The sequence below is a fragment of the Bifidobacterium choerinum genome, assembly GCF_002761235.1.
Classification (GTDB): domain Bacteria; phylum Actinomycetota; class Actinomycetes; order Actinomycetales; family Bifidobacteriaceae; genus Bifidobacterium; species Bifidobacterium choerinum.
In genome coordinates this window covers 1,604,778-1,620,221 of the sequence record NZ_CP018044.1, presented here as the reverse complement: position 1 = coordinate 1,620,221, position 15,444 = coordinate 1,604,778, and the positions used below count along the sequence as shown (strand labels likewise).

The window sequence follows — 15,444 nt, the reverse complement described above, 5'->3', positions numbered from 1 at the left end:
CGGGAAGAACGATGACAGAGCCGACCGCTCAACGGCGGATGGAGGAAACCGTCTGACGGACATCGCACGTCAGCCGGACGTCAAGCCTATCTGGAAGCAGACGGAGACCGCATGCCGCTACTCCGGTCGTCCTGCGTCATCAATGTCTGGTTGAACGGCACGCCATTGTCGGACAACGGCTCGATGGACTCATTCGCCTTGCGGAGGCACCACATGAGACGGTCGAACACGTGCGGCGCGAGTGACCCGGACAATGATTCCGCATACTCCAGAACGCGTGCCGCCATGATTCTGGCCGTGCTCGTCACGCGATCCTCGTCGAGGTGATGCCTGCGTGCCAACGCAGCCCACTGCGCCGGTGTCACCCATTCGGCGAATGGGGCGTCCTCGTCCATGGGCATCGCGTACTCCTGCACGAATTCCGGCCAGAACCGTGTGGCCACCGCATCGTACACGGGAGACAAACGCGTACCGTCCGGATCCGTCATCAACGAGTAGTTCTTGGCATGGGCATCGCTGTTCGCCGTGGAGATGTTGAACGCATACCGCTCCAGCCACATGTACGACAATTCGTCGCTGGCGTCCACCCGGTGCAGCAGATCGAGCACGTCATCGACGCCCACGTCGTATTTCATGCGTCCGGGCAGCCCCATGGCCTGCAACAGGTCCTCCTGCCGCAGCCGCACGATGCGGCCGTCGCGCACACTGCGGTCGAAGCGCTCCACCATGTATGCGTCATGGCCACGAACCGACAGCACACCGCTTTGCGGCACGGGAAGACCCACCAACCCCGCCAGCCGCATGACCGCCAACTCGACATCGCGCAGATCCCCGAGGCTGCGCGGCTGCGGTTTGACGATATGCGTGGACGGCAGCATCGCATCCGGCCAATACCACTGCCCGCGAAGACGGGTCAGGGAGAACTTGCCCTGCGCCCCGGCCAATGAGAACCGCGCCCTCGCGCCCTCCTCGTTCCACCATGAGTGAGGACGTCGCTCGACCAAGGCCATCTGATCGGCCAGCATGTTCTCCCCCACCGGCTCGATGCCCTCGGAGGCCGACGGCAACTCCTCCCGACGGGAGAAGATGAGACCACCGGTGGAATCCACCCGATCCAGCAGATCGAACGCATCCGTCGACGCCGCGCCCAGACGATGCATCATCGCCTGACGGGCGGCTTCCTCATCGGGAAGCAGATTATCCACAAACGCCTCCGGAGCCCGCCGAGCCCATCCTCCCGTCAGGGGAAGGCTCACGCTGATCGGCATCATGGCGTCGACGTCATACTCAAAACCGATATGCCCATCGCCGTCACGGGTGAAGACACCCACATGCCGGCTGTCATCCATCCACGCATGAAGCACATCGCTCACAACGACCACGCCACCATCTCCCTCGGATACGAATGCACGCGGATGCCCAGCACCGCGTACACCCTGCGCGTCTCGTCCAGCGCCGCAAGGCCGCGCTCGTACAACGACCGCACCACATCCGTGCCCACCCGTGCCCGCCGGGCCACCTGCGCCATGTCCAGGCCCTCCTCGTCGACGGCTTCACGCACACGGGACGCGACGGCCCGCGGCGTGGGCAGGTAGTCCACGCGCACCATCGGTTTGCGTGGCCGGGAATCGTACGCAGTCAACGCATCGTACTTCGACAGATCCAACGTCGTATGCACCGTCTCTCACTCCTAAACCTCAGCCGAAAGCTCCTTGATTCATCCGGCGGGATTCGCGGTTCCATCCGCCTTCTCGTCTAGGTCCAGTGTAAACCACCCATCAATGAACATACACGAAGGCTTGTGGGGCGCGGATCCGGTTTAATCGATAACATAACCTTCATCTACTTCTCCCAGTCGCAAAATACTCCGGAATGCCATACTGCCAATCTTCGGCGTACGTCATCATTCCCGTCCATGACTCAGGATGAGCATCTGGCCGAGCAATATGCTAAGCGCGATAGCCTGCTCGCGATTATTGGTGGAAGTATAGCCATGTGCGCCACTCTGCAGCATTTTGAGCATGCTGTCAGGCGTGACCGCTTGTGCGTCGAGATAGGTGACGACGTCCTGCCCGTCGGCGCGATTCCGTAGGTTCTTTTTTGCTTTCGCCGCATACTTCTTGACATACGTCGACAGGTTCGGGTTCTTCCCCTCTATGTCTTCTGCCGTGGCGGTCTCGGCGAGCAGGCGAAGCCCCATGCGGAAGACGGCGACGAAGGCTTGGGAGTTCTTCAGCTTTCCTTGTTCGTTGAGGACCCACAGCTCGTCGAGCGTCCGGTAGATGTTGTTCACCGCGCCAGGGCGCAATAGAAGGCCGCCGCCGAATACGGCGAGGGACTTCCGGCGGGCCTGTCTTGTTCTTCTGCTCCCGGCTGGTCTTTCTTGCTCGGATCGCTCTTGTTCGGGGAAGAGCGCCATCTCCTGCGGATCCTCATGCTCGATGCGTGCAGGGCGCGCCGCATCTTCCGCAGCCGGCCGCCGCTCCGTTTCCCCATCGGCGCATCCCGCATGCCGTATCTTCCGGCCTGCGGGATGCGATTCCCTGTCCTGCCGGATTTTGGCCAGAAGATCTTGAGGAAGCGCTGAGACCGGGTCGTTGCGGTTCTTTCTGGTGTCGATTCTCCCTTCGTGCAGCGCCGTGGCGATGGATTGCAACAGCTCGTCCATCATCTCGGCCGAGACCCCGTAGTCCTCGTACTCGGGATCCAGCCCCATCTCCCGCAGATGCCTGTCGTTCAGCACTTCGTCCCTGACATAGCGTTGATTCAGTTCCGGCCAACGGGTCACCGCATCGGCCAGTTCCTGAAGACGCACCAGCACGCTTTTGTCGGCGTCCATATACCGGTGCATGAACAGATCACGCTCGTATCTGCCCCACGTTCCGTTGTTGGAATGCTTGCGCAGCACATGTTCCAGCGCGGTGTCCTGTTCACATACGTTGCATGGCAAACGCGCCGGGACAAGAGGAAGCTCGAACTGGTCCCCGTCTTCGGGGAACCCCTCCTGCTGCAGCAGTGCCAGTATCACGCGGCGATTACCGTCATAGACCCGGTACCGGGGCCTCCCGCCCTCGTCGATGCGCACCACCGTGGGCAGTTCGCTCGTATCGTAGTGGTCACCCATCTTCCGCGCGAGCTTGCGAAGGTTCCACCGTTTACTGTCATCATGGAGCGCATGGGCGATAATCTCCTCATTGGTCATGTCGCCGTCCAACGGATCACGAGGATTCTCCGTCCACAACCTCAGCTGCGCAAGAGGTATCTCCACCACCTTCTGCTGGGGCAGAACGCTTCTCCGCCCGCCTTTCTCTCTGGCCATGCCTTCCTCCTTGCATCATTCGCGTTCCCAAATAGATGTGGGCAGCGCATTAGAGAGTTCCCGGGAGAAGACCATCGCCTCGCGCGCGATGCGATGGTTCGCCGCACTGTATCTCAGGGAGAAAAGACCACCCGGCATGCCGCCATACAGCTCCTCCACCAACGGCGCATCGTCATAGGTGAGCATCCATGTCCCTCCGCACTCCAGCACAAGCACTTCGGCCAGGGCGCGGTGACGCTCCTCATCGAACGCGTTGAGGTACAGGCTCGACCCCTTGACCACATACGGCGGATCCGCATACACGAACGCACCGGGCCGTCCCGCATAATCGCGCACCACTTCGACGCCGTCGTCGCCACGCACTTCGATGCGTTCGGCGACCCGGCCGAGGTACTCCAATTTGCCACGCAGCTGTTCCTTGTTGTACCTGGCATCCACACGGTATCGCCCGCGCTGCGCCAAACCGCCGATGACCCCTCCATTGATCACCCCGGAACGGCAGGTGCGGTTCAGGAAGAAGAACGCGAACCCCCGTTCCAGTTCGCTAACCGGATCCCGCAACACGGCACGCCAGTGATGCCACTGTTCGATGGTGGGCTCGACACGGTCAAAGAGTCGCATGAAGCGCGCGTGATCATTGACCGCTGAATCCCAGAAGGCATGCACGTTCGCGTCCATGTCATTGATGACGATGCCGGACACCTTCCCTCCCGCCAATAGACGCAAGGCAATGCCCGCACCACCCGCATACGGCTCCACATATGCGCCCCTGCAGCCGCTCGCGTCGACCAATCCGGACACGTACGCCGACAGCACGCTCTTGCCGCCCGGATACCGCAATGGGGATGCCACCGAATGCACGCTTGCCAGGGGAACACTCAGAACGCGCCGTTCCTTGAACAACGGGAACGGGCCTCCCGATCGTCTACCCGATTCGCCCATCTCCGACCCTCCCGCCCCTGCCAAGGCATCTCCGTTCGTCCAGTATAGAGTATTCCCGCCAGCAACACGTCACATTCAAGCGATGCGACCAAGCTCGGAAAGCAGACCGCCATCATCCGGTGTCACCATTTGCCGAACAGCACCGCCGCGATAAGATCAAGCAATGCCGTGACCGCCAAAAGTGCGGCAAGGACATTCAGGTAGCCTTCTATGACCCTGAGCCTAGCGGCCTCAAAGCTCTCGCCCGCAGAATAATAATGTTCTATCGGCTTAGACAGGAACCTGCCCACGGCGGGGAAGACCGCACCAATAATCGCCAGAGCCGACGTGAGAGAGCCGGTCTTACCGCCAGACAGCAGAAGCGTCATGGACATGACCATCAAGAGAAACACAAGACCATATACGACCTTCACACACCTGCGCTGAGTTTTGCGGAGCTTCGTCCTTTCCTCCTCGGTGAGGGACTCCCAGTTCCTCTTCTCCCCCAGCGACAGGATAAGCCATCTATCGGCAGAATGGTCTACGCCGTTCGGTACTCGATCGCCCACGGTCCCTCCATTGCTCTACATGAATTACCATTTTCATGGTAGCTCATATATACTATCGGCATGAGACGAGATATGGCGTTGCGTAGGCTGGCGGAGGCGGAACGCAGGTTCGGCCTGTACGTGTACCGCAAGGCCGACCTGTCCGCCGTGCTGGGGGAAGAGGGGAATCCCCTGACGCGCACGCTGACGTCGTTGTGCGCCGCCGGCATCATGGAACGCGCCGTGCGGGGCGTGTACGTGTTCTCGTACGCGCGCGGCATCGGCGACGGCACATTGGACGCGATCGTGCAATGCCTGCGCCCGACCAGCATCAGCTGGGAAAGCCTGGAGAGCGTGTTGAGCAAGTGGGGCGTCATCAGCCAGATCCCCATCGGGCGCGTCACGTACATGACCACGGGCCGCGAGGGCGAGTTCGACACAAGGTTCGGCGTGATCGATCTGACGCATAGCTCGCTGCCCGCATCGAGGATCGTCCCCAATCTCGTCATGCGCGGCGACGGCCGTCTGCCCATGGCCTCTAAGATGTTCGCGTACGAGAACCTGAAGGCCACCGGGCGCAATCTGCATCTGGTGGACATGGAGGAGCTGGAGTGGGACTATGACGAGAACTGACGCAGATCCGGAGGAGCTCGCCCGGATCGTGGCCCGCGAGAACGGCACCGAGGCGATGCTGCCCGTCATCACGAAGGAACTGTACCACCAGTACATACTCGGCTCCATGAGGGAACAGGGCTTCCTCGACCGCCTGGTGTTCCAGGGCGGCACCAGCCTGCGCCTGTGCCATGGATCCCCCCGATACAGCGAGGACCTGGATTTCGCCGGCGGCCCGGACTTCTCATTGGAGGATTTCGCGGCGATGGGCGAATGCATCCGCGACACGCTCTCCCGGGTCTCCCCCACCGCGCAGGTGCGGGTCCGCGACCCACGCAGTGAGGGCATGGTGAACCGGTGGCGCATCAACATACGCACGGCGGAACAGACCAAGGACATGCCCAGCCAGATCATCAAGCTCGAGGTCGCGGCCGTCGCCGCCCATGACCCGCGGCTGGCCGTGGCGCGAATCCGATACCCGCAGCTTGCAGGCGTCTTCGCCCCCATCCCATTGACCGCGGAAAGCATAGAGGAAATACTCGCGGACAAGATGCTCTCGTACGTCGCCGCCGATTACGTCCGGTACCGCGACCTATGGGACATGGGCTGGCTGACGATGCGCGGCGGCATCGACGAGGACCATGTGTGGGCCATGGCGACGGACAAACAGGACGATTATGACGAACACCCCGATTGGAAAGCGCGGCTCGACTCCGACCGCGACGTCACGCGCGTCATAGAGTCGCGGGGTTTCACGGACGAACTGACCCGGTTCATCGCCCCGTCGGCGCGACCGACCACGATAGACGACCCCCTGTGGCGGCGGTCGATCGCGACGTGCCTCACCCGGCTGTTCTCCTCCTATATCGAGCAGAACGCCCCGGCGCCTTATCCGTACGATCCGACGGCGGGATTCGCCTCGTCCGACGCCCACCGCACACGGTAACGCCTCCGTGACGTCGTCGGCCGCGGCGGTCATCGGACGTGCGCCGTGGACGTCTGGTCCATGGCGAGCAGGTCGAAGATGTCGGGTTGCACGGCGTTCGAGTAGTCGAACGGGTCGATCGGCGCCGCGGCGTACGGGTCGTCCTCCGCGGCGGTCTCGTCGGCCTCATCGCTCCTGCGCTCCCATTGGGCCGGGTCGAGCGTGTCGAAGGGCCGGAAGTCGGGGAAGAATCCCCGCATGGTGCGGTCGAGCAGGCCCTCGTTCTCGCGCATGGCGGCGTAGCGGTTGTTGGTGCGGTAGGTGTCGTGGTCGGCCAGCAGGCTCGATTCGACCCCGACGATTTCGCTCGCCCAGTATTCGAAGGACCTGGCGAACGCCTCGGTGGGGGTCTTGAGGTAGTCCCTGAAGTCGCGCGAATACTGTTCGGCGCGCGCGTCGACGTCGTCGACGACGGCCTGGAGCATGGGCCGGAAGTCTGCGCCCATGCTCAGTTGCGTGCCTTCGACGCTGGTGTGGTCGAGGTGGTGGGCCCATTCGTGCAGGAAGCTGCTCATGCCGCTGTAGCCGTTCCTGGTGGCCTTGCCGTCGTCGAGCGCGATCGCGACGTGCAGCGGCGAGTACACGCCCATGGTGTTGCCCCGGTATCGCCCGAGCTTGCGCACGCGCAGCGCGTCCAGGCCCCGGCCGCTTTGGGGCAGGTGGCTCATCGCCGTGATGATCTCCTGCTCCATCTGGTGTATTTTGGTCCGGTCGATGTCCTCGTCGTATTCGACGTGGCCGACCAGCGCGTTGAGGGGGCTGCGCGCGGCCAGATCGGCGACCTGGCGGGATACGACGATCTTGTCGTCGAACGCGCCGGCGATCGATCCGGTGCGCCGGTCCTTGATGTTGAGGGCCTGGAGCCGGTGCGCGTCCTCGCTCATGGCGATGCGGTCGAGCGCCCCGGACAGTGCATCCAGCACGTCGGCGCGGCGCCGGTCGCGTTCGGGTGTCGGCCGCGCCCACAGGGCGAGTTCGTCGCGCCGCTTGCTGATGTCGATGCCGGTGAGCTCGCTCAGGGCGGCGCGCAGCCTGATGTGCCCCAGCAGCATCTCCACGTCGAGGCGGCCCACGATGTCGGGCCGGCTGGCGACGCGCTCACGGAACGCGAACACGTCCGGCCGGGGAAGGCCCCAGCTGCAGGCCCGGTCGTCGAGGTATGGGTGGTCGGCCGTCTTGGAGAACATGCTGCGTGCGGTGTGGCGTACGCCGTCGGCGAGTAGGACGGACATCGTCGTCCCCTCGCGCCGGCGCACCCCGCGGAACGATCCGAGCCTGTCCATGTCGACCTGGCCGAGGTCCATGACGGCGTGCACGTGCCGCGACGGGTACCCGCCTTTCTCGAGTGTGCGCCGCGCCCAGTCGGGCGGCTCGTCCGCGCCCATGATGCGCACGCGGCCGGCCGGGTCGGGGTCGGCCTGCGCCGTGGACGTGTAGGCGTCGGGCAGGTGGATGAGCACGGCTTCGGCGAGGATGTCCCGAGCGGCGCGGCTGTCGTGCGCGTCGCGGACCGTGTCGAGCCATTGGGCGCCCAGATGGTAGGACAGGCGGGTGATCTTGCGTCCCACGGTCTCGGTGGGGTCCCATCCCAGGTCGGGCTGCATGGCGCGGCGTTCCGTGCTGATGCGCCGGTGGGGGTCGAGCAGGCTGTCGATCCGCTCCATTCTGTCTTCGCTCATCGTCGTTCCTTCCTCCATGCGCTCAGCGGGTGAATGCGTGCGCGGCCGGCGGGCCGGGGTCCGGCATGGGGCCGGGGATGTCGGTGTCGACCAACGGGTTGTCGCGCCAGTCGGCGGGCAGGTCCGCGATGACGACCCGCGCCCGGTGCGGCCCGATCCGTATGCTTGCGCGCTCCTCGAGGCCGAGGTCGGCGAAGGCGCGGCGTGTCAGTTCGCCGTCGATCCGGTAGGCGCCCACGGCGATGCGGTCGCCGCCGGCGGGCAGCGTGGGCGCGGCGACGGTGATCGTCTGCCAGTCGCCGCGCGCGGGCCCGTCCCATCCCAGGTCGGCCGCCATGCGCACGTCGTCGGGGTCGGGCGGGCATGTCGCGGTCACGCACAGCGTGCCGTCCTCGTAGCGTTCGATCCGGTATCGCAGGTCCTGCGGCTGGTCCATGACGCGCTCTCCTTCCTTCAGATGGCGGCGGCCTCGGCCGCGCGCCGCTCGAAGCCGCGCGGGTCGAGGACGGGTGCGGGGCCCGGCTCGTCCGAGGATGCGGCCATGTCGCTTTCGTCGACGACCGACCACATGCCGAATACGTCGTCGCCGCCGGTCTGCGTCTGCGTCATGTCGAACATGCCGCGGGCGTCCATGTCGGCCGCGTCCTGTTCGAAGTCGGCCGTGGTCGTCTCCGTCGCCCCGCCGGGCGCGGCGTCGCGCAGTTCGCCGCGTTCGATCTCGCTGGTCTCGGCCGGTTCGATGCCGGCGGCGGTGCGGTCGGCGGGCGCGGATTCGTCGAGGTCGAGGTCCTTGAGGTAGGCGATGGCGTCGTCGACGCCGTCGGAGTCGATGTCCTCGTTGGCGGCGCGCATGACGGCGTCGTGGATGCGCGTTTCGTCCCACCCGTACCATTGGCCTCCCCACCGGGTCTGCACGCGGAAGCCCACCGGGTGGGCGGCCAGGAACCCCTGCGGGTCGTCGGCGCGTTGCAGGCGCACGGGGATGCCCCCCTTGCGCAGCGCGTCGAGCGTGGCGTCCAGGTCGGCGCCGTGCGTCGCGTAGGTGATGACGGCCCGGTTCGTATGCTGGCAGGCGACGGCGGCGATGTCCCCCTCGCCGTGGCGCCGTGTCCATTCGTCGCGCATGACGTGTTGCGCGCGCTCAAGTTTCGCCGCCCATCCGGGGTCCGCGCCCTCGAGCTGCTCGCCGACGATCCATGCGCGCAGCAGGCTACGGTCGTCGAGTTCGCCGGCGCGGCCCGACAGGACGCTCTGCTCGAGCGTGTACTCGAACCCCTCGTTGAGCCGGGCGCGGTTGGCCGTCTCCCATTGGTGCAGGGCGGCGCGCTGCGCCTCCAGGCGTCTGGCCTCTGCCTCCTGCTCGCGCCGCTCGTGCAGCGTCTCCTGGCGCGCCTCGCGTCGGCGCTGCTCATGCCTGGCTTTGAGCTCGTGGCTCTTGCGGTCGATCCACACGTGCAGCCGGCTGAGGGTCTGCGCGCATTGGCTGTTCATATTGGAGAGCAGCTGGTCGAGGCCGTCCTCCGCGTCCTGTCCGCCCATCATTGCGTCCTTTCTGCGTATCGTGGGCCGCGCGGCGCGCGTCCCGTGTCCTCGCGCCCGCCTGCCGGCAGGGGTTCGTCGTGTCCGACGGCGAGCGTGGCGGTGATGCGCTGCCGCCAGTCGGCGGGCGGCGGCGCGCACGGCAGGGGCTGTCCCCGGTCGGTGTAGGGCTGCGCGGCGGGCAGCGAGGCGACGATGCCGCGGTCCGGGTTGAACACGCGGTCGAGGACCCCGTACAGCTGCATGTACCAGACCATCATGCCGGCCGGCTGTTTGCGGGCGGCCTCGTAGCCGCGCCACAACGCGTCCAGGGGGAACACGATCTGGGGCCAGCGCCACCAGTCCTCGACCCACCGGTACGGCGAGGACGTGTTCTGCTGGAAGGCGAGCACGTGCGCGACGAAGCCCTCGACGAACGCCGGCAGGTTGCGGTAGTACAGGTCGCGCGCGCGTTCGCCGAACTGTCCGATGACGCGGTAGTCGGCCACCTCGGGCGCGTTCGCGTCCGGCTGCGCACCGTCCGCATCGTCTTCGGCCGGCCCGGGCGCGTCCATGTCCTCCTGCGCCGCGTCCGGCCCGTCCTGCGGCGCGTCGGCCGCGGCGGGCCCGTCACGTCCGGTATCGGTGTCGTCGCGCGCCTCGGCGGCCGGGTCGGCGTCCGCGGCGTGTGCCGGCGTGCGCCGCCGGGGCCGTATGTCGGTGGCGTCGTGGCCCGACGCGTCGATGCTCTCCTCGATCATCGCGCCGAACAGCAGGGTCGCCAGGGAGTGCCCCTCGGCGCGCACGATCAGGCGCGCGGCCTCCTGCAGCTGCGTGGTGGTCGGCGCGGGCGGCGGTCCCATGGGGGCGTGCGCCGGCATGGGCGCCTGTTCGGCGCCGTCGACCGGGTCCGGCGCCTCCGGGGCCGTCTGCCGCCGTGCGGGATCCGCGGCGGCGGACGGTTCGGATGCGCCGGGACGGCGGAACCGTCCGAAGAACTGGACGGCGTTGTTCTCGCTCATGCCGCCTCCTTCGTGTGCCGGGCCGCGTTGACGAGGTCGGCCCATTGGCGGTGCTCGGTCCATGGCACGGTGCGCGCGATCTGCGCGCGGCATTGCGAGGCGAGGACCAGCGCGCGTCCGACGGGCCATTCGGCCAGGTCGGACACGTCGAGGATGTTCTCGCGTTGGATGGAGCGGTTCACGCTCCTGGATCCGCGCGAGTCGACGTTGACCGAGCCGCGCACGATGTCGCGCTGGCCGACCAGGCCGGAGATGTCGGCCAGCCATTTCGCGTCCTTGATGCCGCCGATGTACACCAGGGTGTTGGCGTTGTTGAACAGCGAGCCGAAGTTGGTTTCGCCGAACGCGGCCTTGCCCTGGTCGGGGTTCTGCCAGATCGTCATGATCGGGATGCCGGCCGATCCGAAGTAGCTGTACACGTCGGCCAGTTCGGGCCAGCGGCAGATGTTCGCGGCCTCGTCGAGCACGAGGCACAGCGGCACGGGCAGGCGCCGGTTGTTGGACGCGCATTCGCCCTGGGCGATGTTGAACGCGGTGAACGCGGTCATCGCGGTGAACGCGGCCGTCAGCGCGGTGCTCGGCCGCCCCTGCGCGCTCAGCAGGTAGAGCGTGTCGTGGCCCAGCGCGAACTCGCGCGCGTCGAACACGGGCCGGGGGTCTCCCTCGCGCGGTTCGACCCAGTCGAGCAGGTCGGGGTCGGCCAGGAACGCGACCATGGTCTGCAGGGAGCCGAACACGCCCGAGCGGGTCTCGGGCGTCAGCGCGATCACGGAGGCGACGCGGGCGGCGATGTTGTCGTAGCCGCCGTGGCGGCGCAGGATCTGGGCGGCCTCGTCGTCGCGCTCGTTGCTGGCCCATCGGAACACGTCGCTGATCGGCCGTCCGCCCAGATGCGCGGCGAACAGGTAGTCGGCGAGCTGCTGGGCGGCGGTGCCCGGGAAGAAGTCGTCGCCGCCGGTCTGGGGCTGTCCGGACGCGTACCGCCAGCAGTCGGCGACGCGTTTGGCGTCGGCCAGGGTGCGGATCGCGCCCACCAGGTCCCATACGAAGTTCGCGCGCCCGCGCCCGGGGTCGGCGATGCGTTCGGGGTCGAACACCCAGATGCGCCCGTCGGGGAAGCGGTGTTCGCGCACGGCGCGCGTGTTGTCGATGATGTCGCCCTTGTTGCTGGTCGCCAGGCACGGCCCGGGCGCGGAGTTGACCGCGGGGATCGCGTAGCACAGGGATTTTCCCGAGCGCGGGCCGGCGAACACGACGACCATGTCCTCCCAGCTGGTGCTAATCGGGCGCCGGTCCTTGAGGTTGACGCCCAACGGGTATCCGGGCTCCATCGTCGCCGCGTCCCAGTCGGCGACCAGGCGGCGCGCCATGTCCTGCGCGTGCTCGCGTGACAGTTTGCGCGTCGCCTCGCCGTATCCCATGGCCGCCGCGTACACGTCGACGCGCGTCTCGCCGCGTCCCGCCGCGCGGCCCGGGCGACGCCTCCAGGCGAGGGACGCGGCCAGGGCTGCCGCGCCCGCCGCGGCCATGATCGCGGCGAACCGCCACCATGTGGCCGCCTCGGGCCGCCACCGGCCGGCGGACACGGCGAGCATGGCGAACAGGTCGAACGCGCGGCCCTCGCCCATCGCCGCCGCGGCGAACGCGGCGAGCACGCCCACGACGCACAGGATGCACACGAGCGCGATCCTGCGGCTGGGGCGCACCGTGGAGCCCAGGTCGGCGATGCGGTTGGTCTGCAGGTGCGGGTTGACGCCCATGCTCACGCCTCCGTGCCGGCCGCGTCCGGCGCGGCCTCGCGTTCGGCGTACGGGCGGCTGCGGTCCGCGGCGTGCTCGGCGCGCCGGCGCAGCAGGATCGTGTCGAAGCACACGGCGGCCGCGGTCAGCTCGAACCGGGCGGCCGGCTCCCCCTCACGCGTCATGTAGGAGTCGACGCGCACCTGCTCGCCGATCGCGACGACCGGGTCGCCGCGGTGCATGTCGCATCGCGCGAGCGTCATCGCCGCGGCCCCGTACACGTTGACCGCGACCGCGACCGGTCCGCGCGGGTCGTCGCGCCATTCGCCGTCGGCGCCGCGCACGCGGCGGCTCTCCAGCACGGTCGCCGACCATCTGGCCGGCAGCATGACGCCACGGTCGTCGGGTTTCTCGGGCCAGAACACCGGGTTGGCGGCCAGGTTGCCGCGCACTGTCTGCATCGCCTGCATCATGTCTCCTTCCGCGAGGGTGCGGCCGCGCCGGTCCGTCGCCGGCGCGCCGTCTCCATCACATGCTCGCATCCGTGCGCGCGTCCCGCGGACCACATGCGCACGGCGGGTCGGGCAGCACGGCGAGCACGCCGCGCGCCCACGGGTGCGCGGCGTCGCCGTCCAGCACGTCGAGCGCGTCGACGAGCGCGTCCCCGGGCCGGCCCGCGGCCAGGTCGAGCACGCACAGCATCGCGCCCATGGCCGTGCGCTGCGCCGGGTCGTCGCAGGTGGCGCCGATCGCCCCGACGGCGTGGATCGCGCGCGTCAGCCGCATGTCGGCGCCGCGCGGCGCGCAGGCCGCGCGCAGCACCGCGTCGCGGTCCATGCCCGGCGCGCCGTCCGGGGCGAGCGTCATGGACAGCAGGGCGCGCATGAGGTCCTCGCGCTGGTAGCGCAGCCCCACCGATACGAGGGCCGTGTCGTCCATGCAGCCGCGGCCCTGCAGGGTGCGCGTCCAGGCCGTGCGCGCGGCCTCGGCCCAGCGGGCGCGCACATGCGGGTCGAAGCCGCCGCGCGTGCTGCCCTCGAACAGGTAGCGTGCGGCCGCGTGCCGGGTCCGGGCGCGCAGGTCGCCTCCCGACGGGGGCGTCAGTCTCATCGCCTCGCCCCGGGCGCGGCCGCCTCCGCCCCGCGCGCGCAGGCGGGATCGGGGTATCCCCATCCGGCGTCGCCGGCGAGCGTGCGCATGTCCGTGAAGCCCCAGTCGTCGCCGTCGACGGCGGCCAGGGCCCCCGTGTCGATGGCCTCGGCCAGGGCCGGCGGGGCGACGATGTCCATGCGGTGGCCGACCAGGCGCCCATGGCCCGCCGACAGCGTCTCGTCGTCGCCCTGCGCGGCGGGGCGCACGCCCCATCCGTGCGGCAGCGCCGTGCGCACGGACTGCGGCAGGCGCCCGTCGTCGAGCGCCCAGCCGTGCAGGGTGCGGCCGGGCAGGTCGAACTCGATGCGCCGCAGGCCGCGCGGGTCGGCGCCCGCGCGTTCCAGGGCCTCGCATACGGCGCCCATCTCCTCGTAGCCGTCCTCGTGCATCGCGTCTCCTCCTTGTCAGTGCCATTTGGCGTTCGTGTCGTTGAATCCGCCGCGTTCCAGGTCGCACAGCTCAAGCGAGATGGGGATGCCGGGCAGCCCCCCGAGCTTGATCAGGAACTTGCCCATGCCCTTGAGGGCGGCGTGGGCGCGGAAGTTGGTCGGCGTGGCCCAGTCGTCGAGCAGGTCCTCCTCGCGCGCCGACACCGGCAGGCCGCTCTCGGAGCGCAGGAAGCGCGACACCTCGGTGCGGCTCAGGGCGCCGAGGACCTTGATCTTCGAACGTTCCACGAATCCGCGCGCCTTGGCGTTCTGGGCGGCGGTGTCCAGGCACATGAGGTCGGCGAACGTGTGCGTGATCATGATCTGCCCGACGCCCCACTGTCTATTAAGGCGGGTGAGCAGGTCGAGCGAGTCGACCATGAGCGGGCTGGCGCGCAATGCGCGGTGCATCTCGTCGAGGATGATCACGTGGTTGCGCGCCGGGGCGAGGCCCGCGTCGGCGAGCACGTCCGCCTTGTTCTTGGCGGCGAACGCGCTCGTCCAGGTCGCGGCGAGGGTGGCCGCGACCACGTCGTCGCCGCCCTGGGCCAGCGCGCTGATGTCCCAGTCCACCGGACGCGTCAGGTCGACGTGCTCGGTGGTCTGCTCGCAGAACAGCCGCCCGTACCGGCCGCGCGGGTTGGCGATGCCGTGCAGGCTGGCGATCAGGTCCCGGGTGGCCCGCCGGTAGCGTTCGTCGTCGTCGGGGGCGTCGAACACGGCTGCGGCGCGCACCGCGTCGGGGCCCGCCTGGATGAGGTCGCGCAGGTCGGCGACGACCGGGGGCACCGCGTCGCCGCCCGTATGCTCGTGCAGGATCTGCAGGCTGGTGGACAGGATGTTGGATTCCACGTCCGAGACGGTGCGCGCGCCGTCGGCGCGGCCCGAACGCGAGATGGTGAGCACGATCTCGAGCAGCGTCTTGCGCCTCTCGTGCCAGTCGGCGAGCATGTCCGCGCGCGCGTCGCCCGTCACATGGCGCAGCGCCGCATGCACGTCGCCGGGGTCCATGATGTTGATCGAGCCCACGCCGGCGCCCAGCCGGATGACCTGGCCGCCGAGCATGCGCGTGAGCGGCGCGTAGTCGGGTTTGAGGTCGCCCGGGATGATCGCGTGCATGCCCAGGGCGGCCAGCCCCCACACCTGGCGGCGCACGAACGTGCTCTTGCCGATCGCGGGCAGCCCCATGACGAACATGGAGGGCTGCTCGATGATCCCCGCCTTGAACCAGCTGATCGGGTCGCAGCACACGGCCGCGCCCGTCGCCAGTGACCGGCCGACCGGCACGCCGTCGACGGGCAGCGCCATGTCCGTGGAGAACGGCCAGAAACCGCCGCACACCTGCGTCGACGCGCCGTAGAACTCGTCGACGCTCGGCATCAGGGCGGCGCGCCCGCCCCCGACGCCGGCCCGGCCGGCCCATGTCGTGCGCGCGGCCGCGTGGGACCGGTCGGCGCTCACGGGCTCCTCCAGCGCGCCCGCGCTGAACGCGTCCTCGTCCATGTCCCCGCCGTGTCGCCG

General features: G+C 68.1%; 16 protein-coding genes. 2 read left to right on the top strand and 14 right to left on the bottom strand.

Annotated elements, in window-relative coordinates:
• Positions 1-86 precede the first annotated feature (86 nt).
• The 5 genes from BcFMB_RS06540 to BcFMB_RS06520 form a co-directional block, all read right to left on the bottom strand.
• Positions 87-1,382: a HipA domain-containing protein gene (locus BcFMB_RS06540; RefSeq protein ID WP_099721343.1), complete on the bottom strand. Its 1,296-nt coding sequence runs from the start codon at positions 1,380-1,382 to the stop codon at positions 87-89.
• On the bottom strand, positions 1,370-1,678 hold the full coding sequence (locus BcFMB_RS06535; RefSeq protein ID WP_099721342.1) for an XRE family transcriptional regulator: 309 nt from the start codon (positions 1,676-1,678) through the stop codon (positions 1,370-1,372). The genes BcFMB_RS06540 and BcFMB_RS06535 overlap by 13 nt, the downstream gene beginning before the upstream one ends.
• A gap of 225 nt (positions 1,679-1,903) precedes the next feature.
• The gene (locus BcFMB_RS06530; protein WP_099721341.1) at positions 1,904-3,319 is read right to left on the bottom strand and encodes a hypothetical protein; all 1,416 of its coding nucleotides are present in this window, start codon (positions 3,317-3,319) and stop codon (positions 1,904-1,906) included.
• A 15-nt stretch (positions 3,320-3,334) separates the two neighbouring features.
• Positions 3,335-4,222 (bottom strand): DNA adenine methylase, encoded by an 888-nt coding sequence (locus BcFMB_RS06525; RefSeq protein ID WP_232513772.1) that lies wholly within the window; start codon positions 4,220-4,222, stop codon positions 3,335-3,337.
• A 161-nt stretch (positions 4,223-4,383) separates the two neighbouring features.
• On the bottom strand, positions 4,384-4,809 hold the full coding sequence (locus BcFMB_RS06520) for a hypothetical protein (protein WP_099721339.1): 426 nt from the start codon (positions 4,807-4,809) through the stop codon (positions 4,384-4,386).
• Between the two features lie 60 nt (positions 4,810-4,869).
• Here BcFMB_RS06520 and abiEi point away from each other — a divergent pair, with 60 nt between their 5' ends.
• The gene (gene abiEi, locus BcFMB_RS06515) at positions 4,870-5,421 is read left to right on the top strand and encodes a type IV toxin-antitoxin system AbiEi family antitoxin (RefSeq protein WP_099721338.1); all 552 of its coding nucleotides are present in this window, start codon (positions 4,870-4,872) and stop codon (positions 5,419-5,421) included.
• Complete coding sequence (locus tag BcFMB_RS06510; RefSeq protein WP_099721337.1) at positions 5,408-6,346, top strand: nucleotidyl transferase AbiEii/AbiGii toxin family protein; 939 nt, start codon at positions 5,408-5,410, stop codon at positions 6,344-6,346. The genes abiEi and BcFMB_RS06510 overlap by 14 nt, the downstream gene beginning before the upstream one ends.
• Before the next feature lie 29 nt (positions 6,347-6,375).
• On the opposite strand, the gene BcFMB_RS06505 is transcribed toward BcFMB_RS06510, so the two are convergent.
• From BcFMB_RS06505 to BcFMB_RS06465, 9 genes are read right to left on the bottom strand one after another with little or no spacing between them, the layout of a single operon-like run.
• The gene (locus tag BcFMB_RS06505) at positions 6,376-8,064 is read right to left on the bottom strand and encodes a hypothetical protein (protein ID WP_157775177.1); all 1,689 of its coding nucleotides are present in this window, start codon (positions 8,062-8,064) and stop codon (positions 6,376-6,378) included.
• A 22-nt stretch (positions 8,065-8,086) separates the two neighbouring features.
• Positions 8,087-8,500 carry a hypothetical protein gene (locus BcFMB_RS06500; protein ID WP_051920873.1) on the bottom strand — a complete coding sequence of 138 codons (414 nt, stop codon included), beginning with the start codon at positions 8,498-8,500 and terminating at the stop codon, positions 8,087-8,089.
• A 17-nt stretch (positions 8,501-8,517) separates the two neighbouring features.
• Positions 8,518-9,606 (bottom strand): hypothetical protein, encoded by a 1,089-nt coding sequence (locus BcFMB_RS06495; RefSeq protein ID WP_157775174.1) that lies wholly within the window; start codon positions 9,604-9,606, stop codon positions 8,518-8,520.
• Positions 9,603-10,604 (bottom strand): DUF4913 domain-containing protein, encoded by a 1,002-nt coding sequence (locus BcFMB_RS06490; RefSeq protein ID WP_099721334.1) that lies wholly within the window; start codon positions 10,602-10,604, stop codon positions 9,603-9,605. Before BcFMB_RS06490 ends, BcFMB_RS06495 begins: the two co-directional genes overlap by 4 nt.
• Positions 10,601-12,364: a type IV secretory system conjugative DNA transfer family protein gene (locus BcFMB_RS06485; protein WP_099721333.1), complete on the bottom strand. Its 1,764-nt coding sequence runs from the start codon at positions 12,362-12,364 to the stop codon at positions 10,601-10,603. The genes BcFMB_RS06490 and BcFMB_RS06485 overlap by 4 nt, the downstream gene beginning before the upstream one ends.
• A gap of 2 nt (positions 12,365-12,366) precedes the next feature.
• A complete protein-coding gene (locus BcFMB_RS06480) occupies positions 12,367-12,816 on the bottom strand; it encodes a single-stranded DNA-binding protein (protein ID WP_051920870.1) in 450 nt (149 codons plus the stop codon).
• 55 nt (positions 12,817-12,871) lie between these two features.
• On the bottom strand, positions 12,872-13,453 hold the full coding sequence (locus BcFMB_RS06475; protein WP_099721332.1) for a hypothetical protein: 582 nt from the start codon (positions 13,451-13,453) through the stop codon (positions 12,872-12,874).
• Complete coding sequence (locus tag BcFMB_RS06470; RefSeq protein WP_099721331.1) at positions 13,450-13,884, bottom strand: hypothetical protein; 435 nt, start codon at positions 13,882-13,884, stop codon at positions 13,450-13,452. The genes BcFMB_RS06475 and BcFMB_RS06470 overlap by 4 nt, the downstream gene beginning before the upstream one ends.
• 15 nt (positions 13,885-13,899) lie before the next feature.
• Entirely contained in the window at positions 13,900-15,426 is a 1,527-nt protein-coding gene (locus BcFMB_RS06465) for an ATPase (protein ID WP_407641090.1), read from the bottom strand.
• Positions 15,427-15,444: the final 18 nt, after the last annotated feature.

Coding starts and splice junctions, on each gene's coding strand:
- BcFMB_RS06480 (WP_051920870.1), bottom strand. CDS start 12,816: ATGATGCAGGCGATGCAGACAGTGCGCGGCAACCTGGCCGCCAACCCG.
- BcFMB_RS06485 (WP_099721333.1), bottom strand. CDS start 12,364: ATGGGCGTCAACCCGCACCTGCAGACCAACCGCATCGCCGACCTGGGC.
- BcFMB_RS06465 (WP_407641090.1), bottom strand. CDS start 15,426: ATGGACGAGGACGCGTTCAGCGCGGGCGCGCTGGAGGAGCCCGTGAGC.
- abiEi (WP_099721338.1), top strand. CDS start 4,870: ATGAGACGAGATATGGCGTTGCGTAGGCTGGCGGAGGCGGAACGCAGG.
- BcFMB_RS06495 (WP_157775174.1), bottom strand. CDS start 9,606: ATGATGGGCGGACAGGACGCGGAGGACGGCCTCGACCAGCTGCTCTCC.
- BcFMB_RS06475 (WP_099721332.1), bottom strand. CDS start 13,453: ATGAGACTGACGCCCCCGTCGGGAGGCGACCTGCGCGCCCGGACCCGG.
- BcFMB_RS06490 (WP_099721334.1), bottom strand. CDS start 10,604: ATGAGCGAGAACAACGCCGTCCAGTTCTTCGGACGGTTCCGCCGTCCC.
- BcFMB_RS06505 (WP_157775177.1), bottom strand. CDS start 8,064: ATGAGCGAAGACAGAATGGAGCGGATCGACAGCCTGCTCGACCCCCAC.
- BcFMB_RS06470 (WP_099721331.1), bottom strand. CDS start 13,884: ATGCACGAGGACGGCTACGAGGAGATGGGCGCCGTATGCGAGGCCCTG.
- BcFMB_RS06500 (WP_051920873.1), bottom strand. CDS start 8,500: ATGGACCAGCCGCAGGACCTGCGATACCGGATCGAACGCTACGAGGAC.
- BcFMB_RS06530 (WP_099721341.1), bottom strand. CDS start 3,319: ATGGCCAGAGAGAAAGGCGGGCGGAGAAGCGTTCTGCCCCAGCAGAAG.
- BcFMB_RS06510 (WP_099721337.1), top strand. CDS start 5,408: ATGACGAGAACTGACGCAGATCCGGAGGAGCTCGCCCGGATCGTGGCC.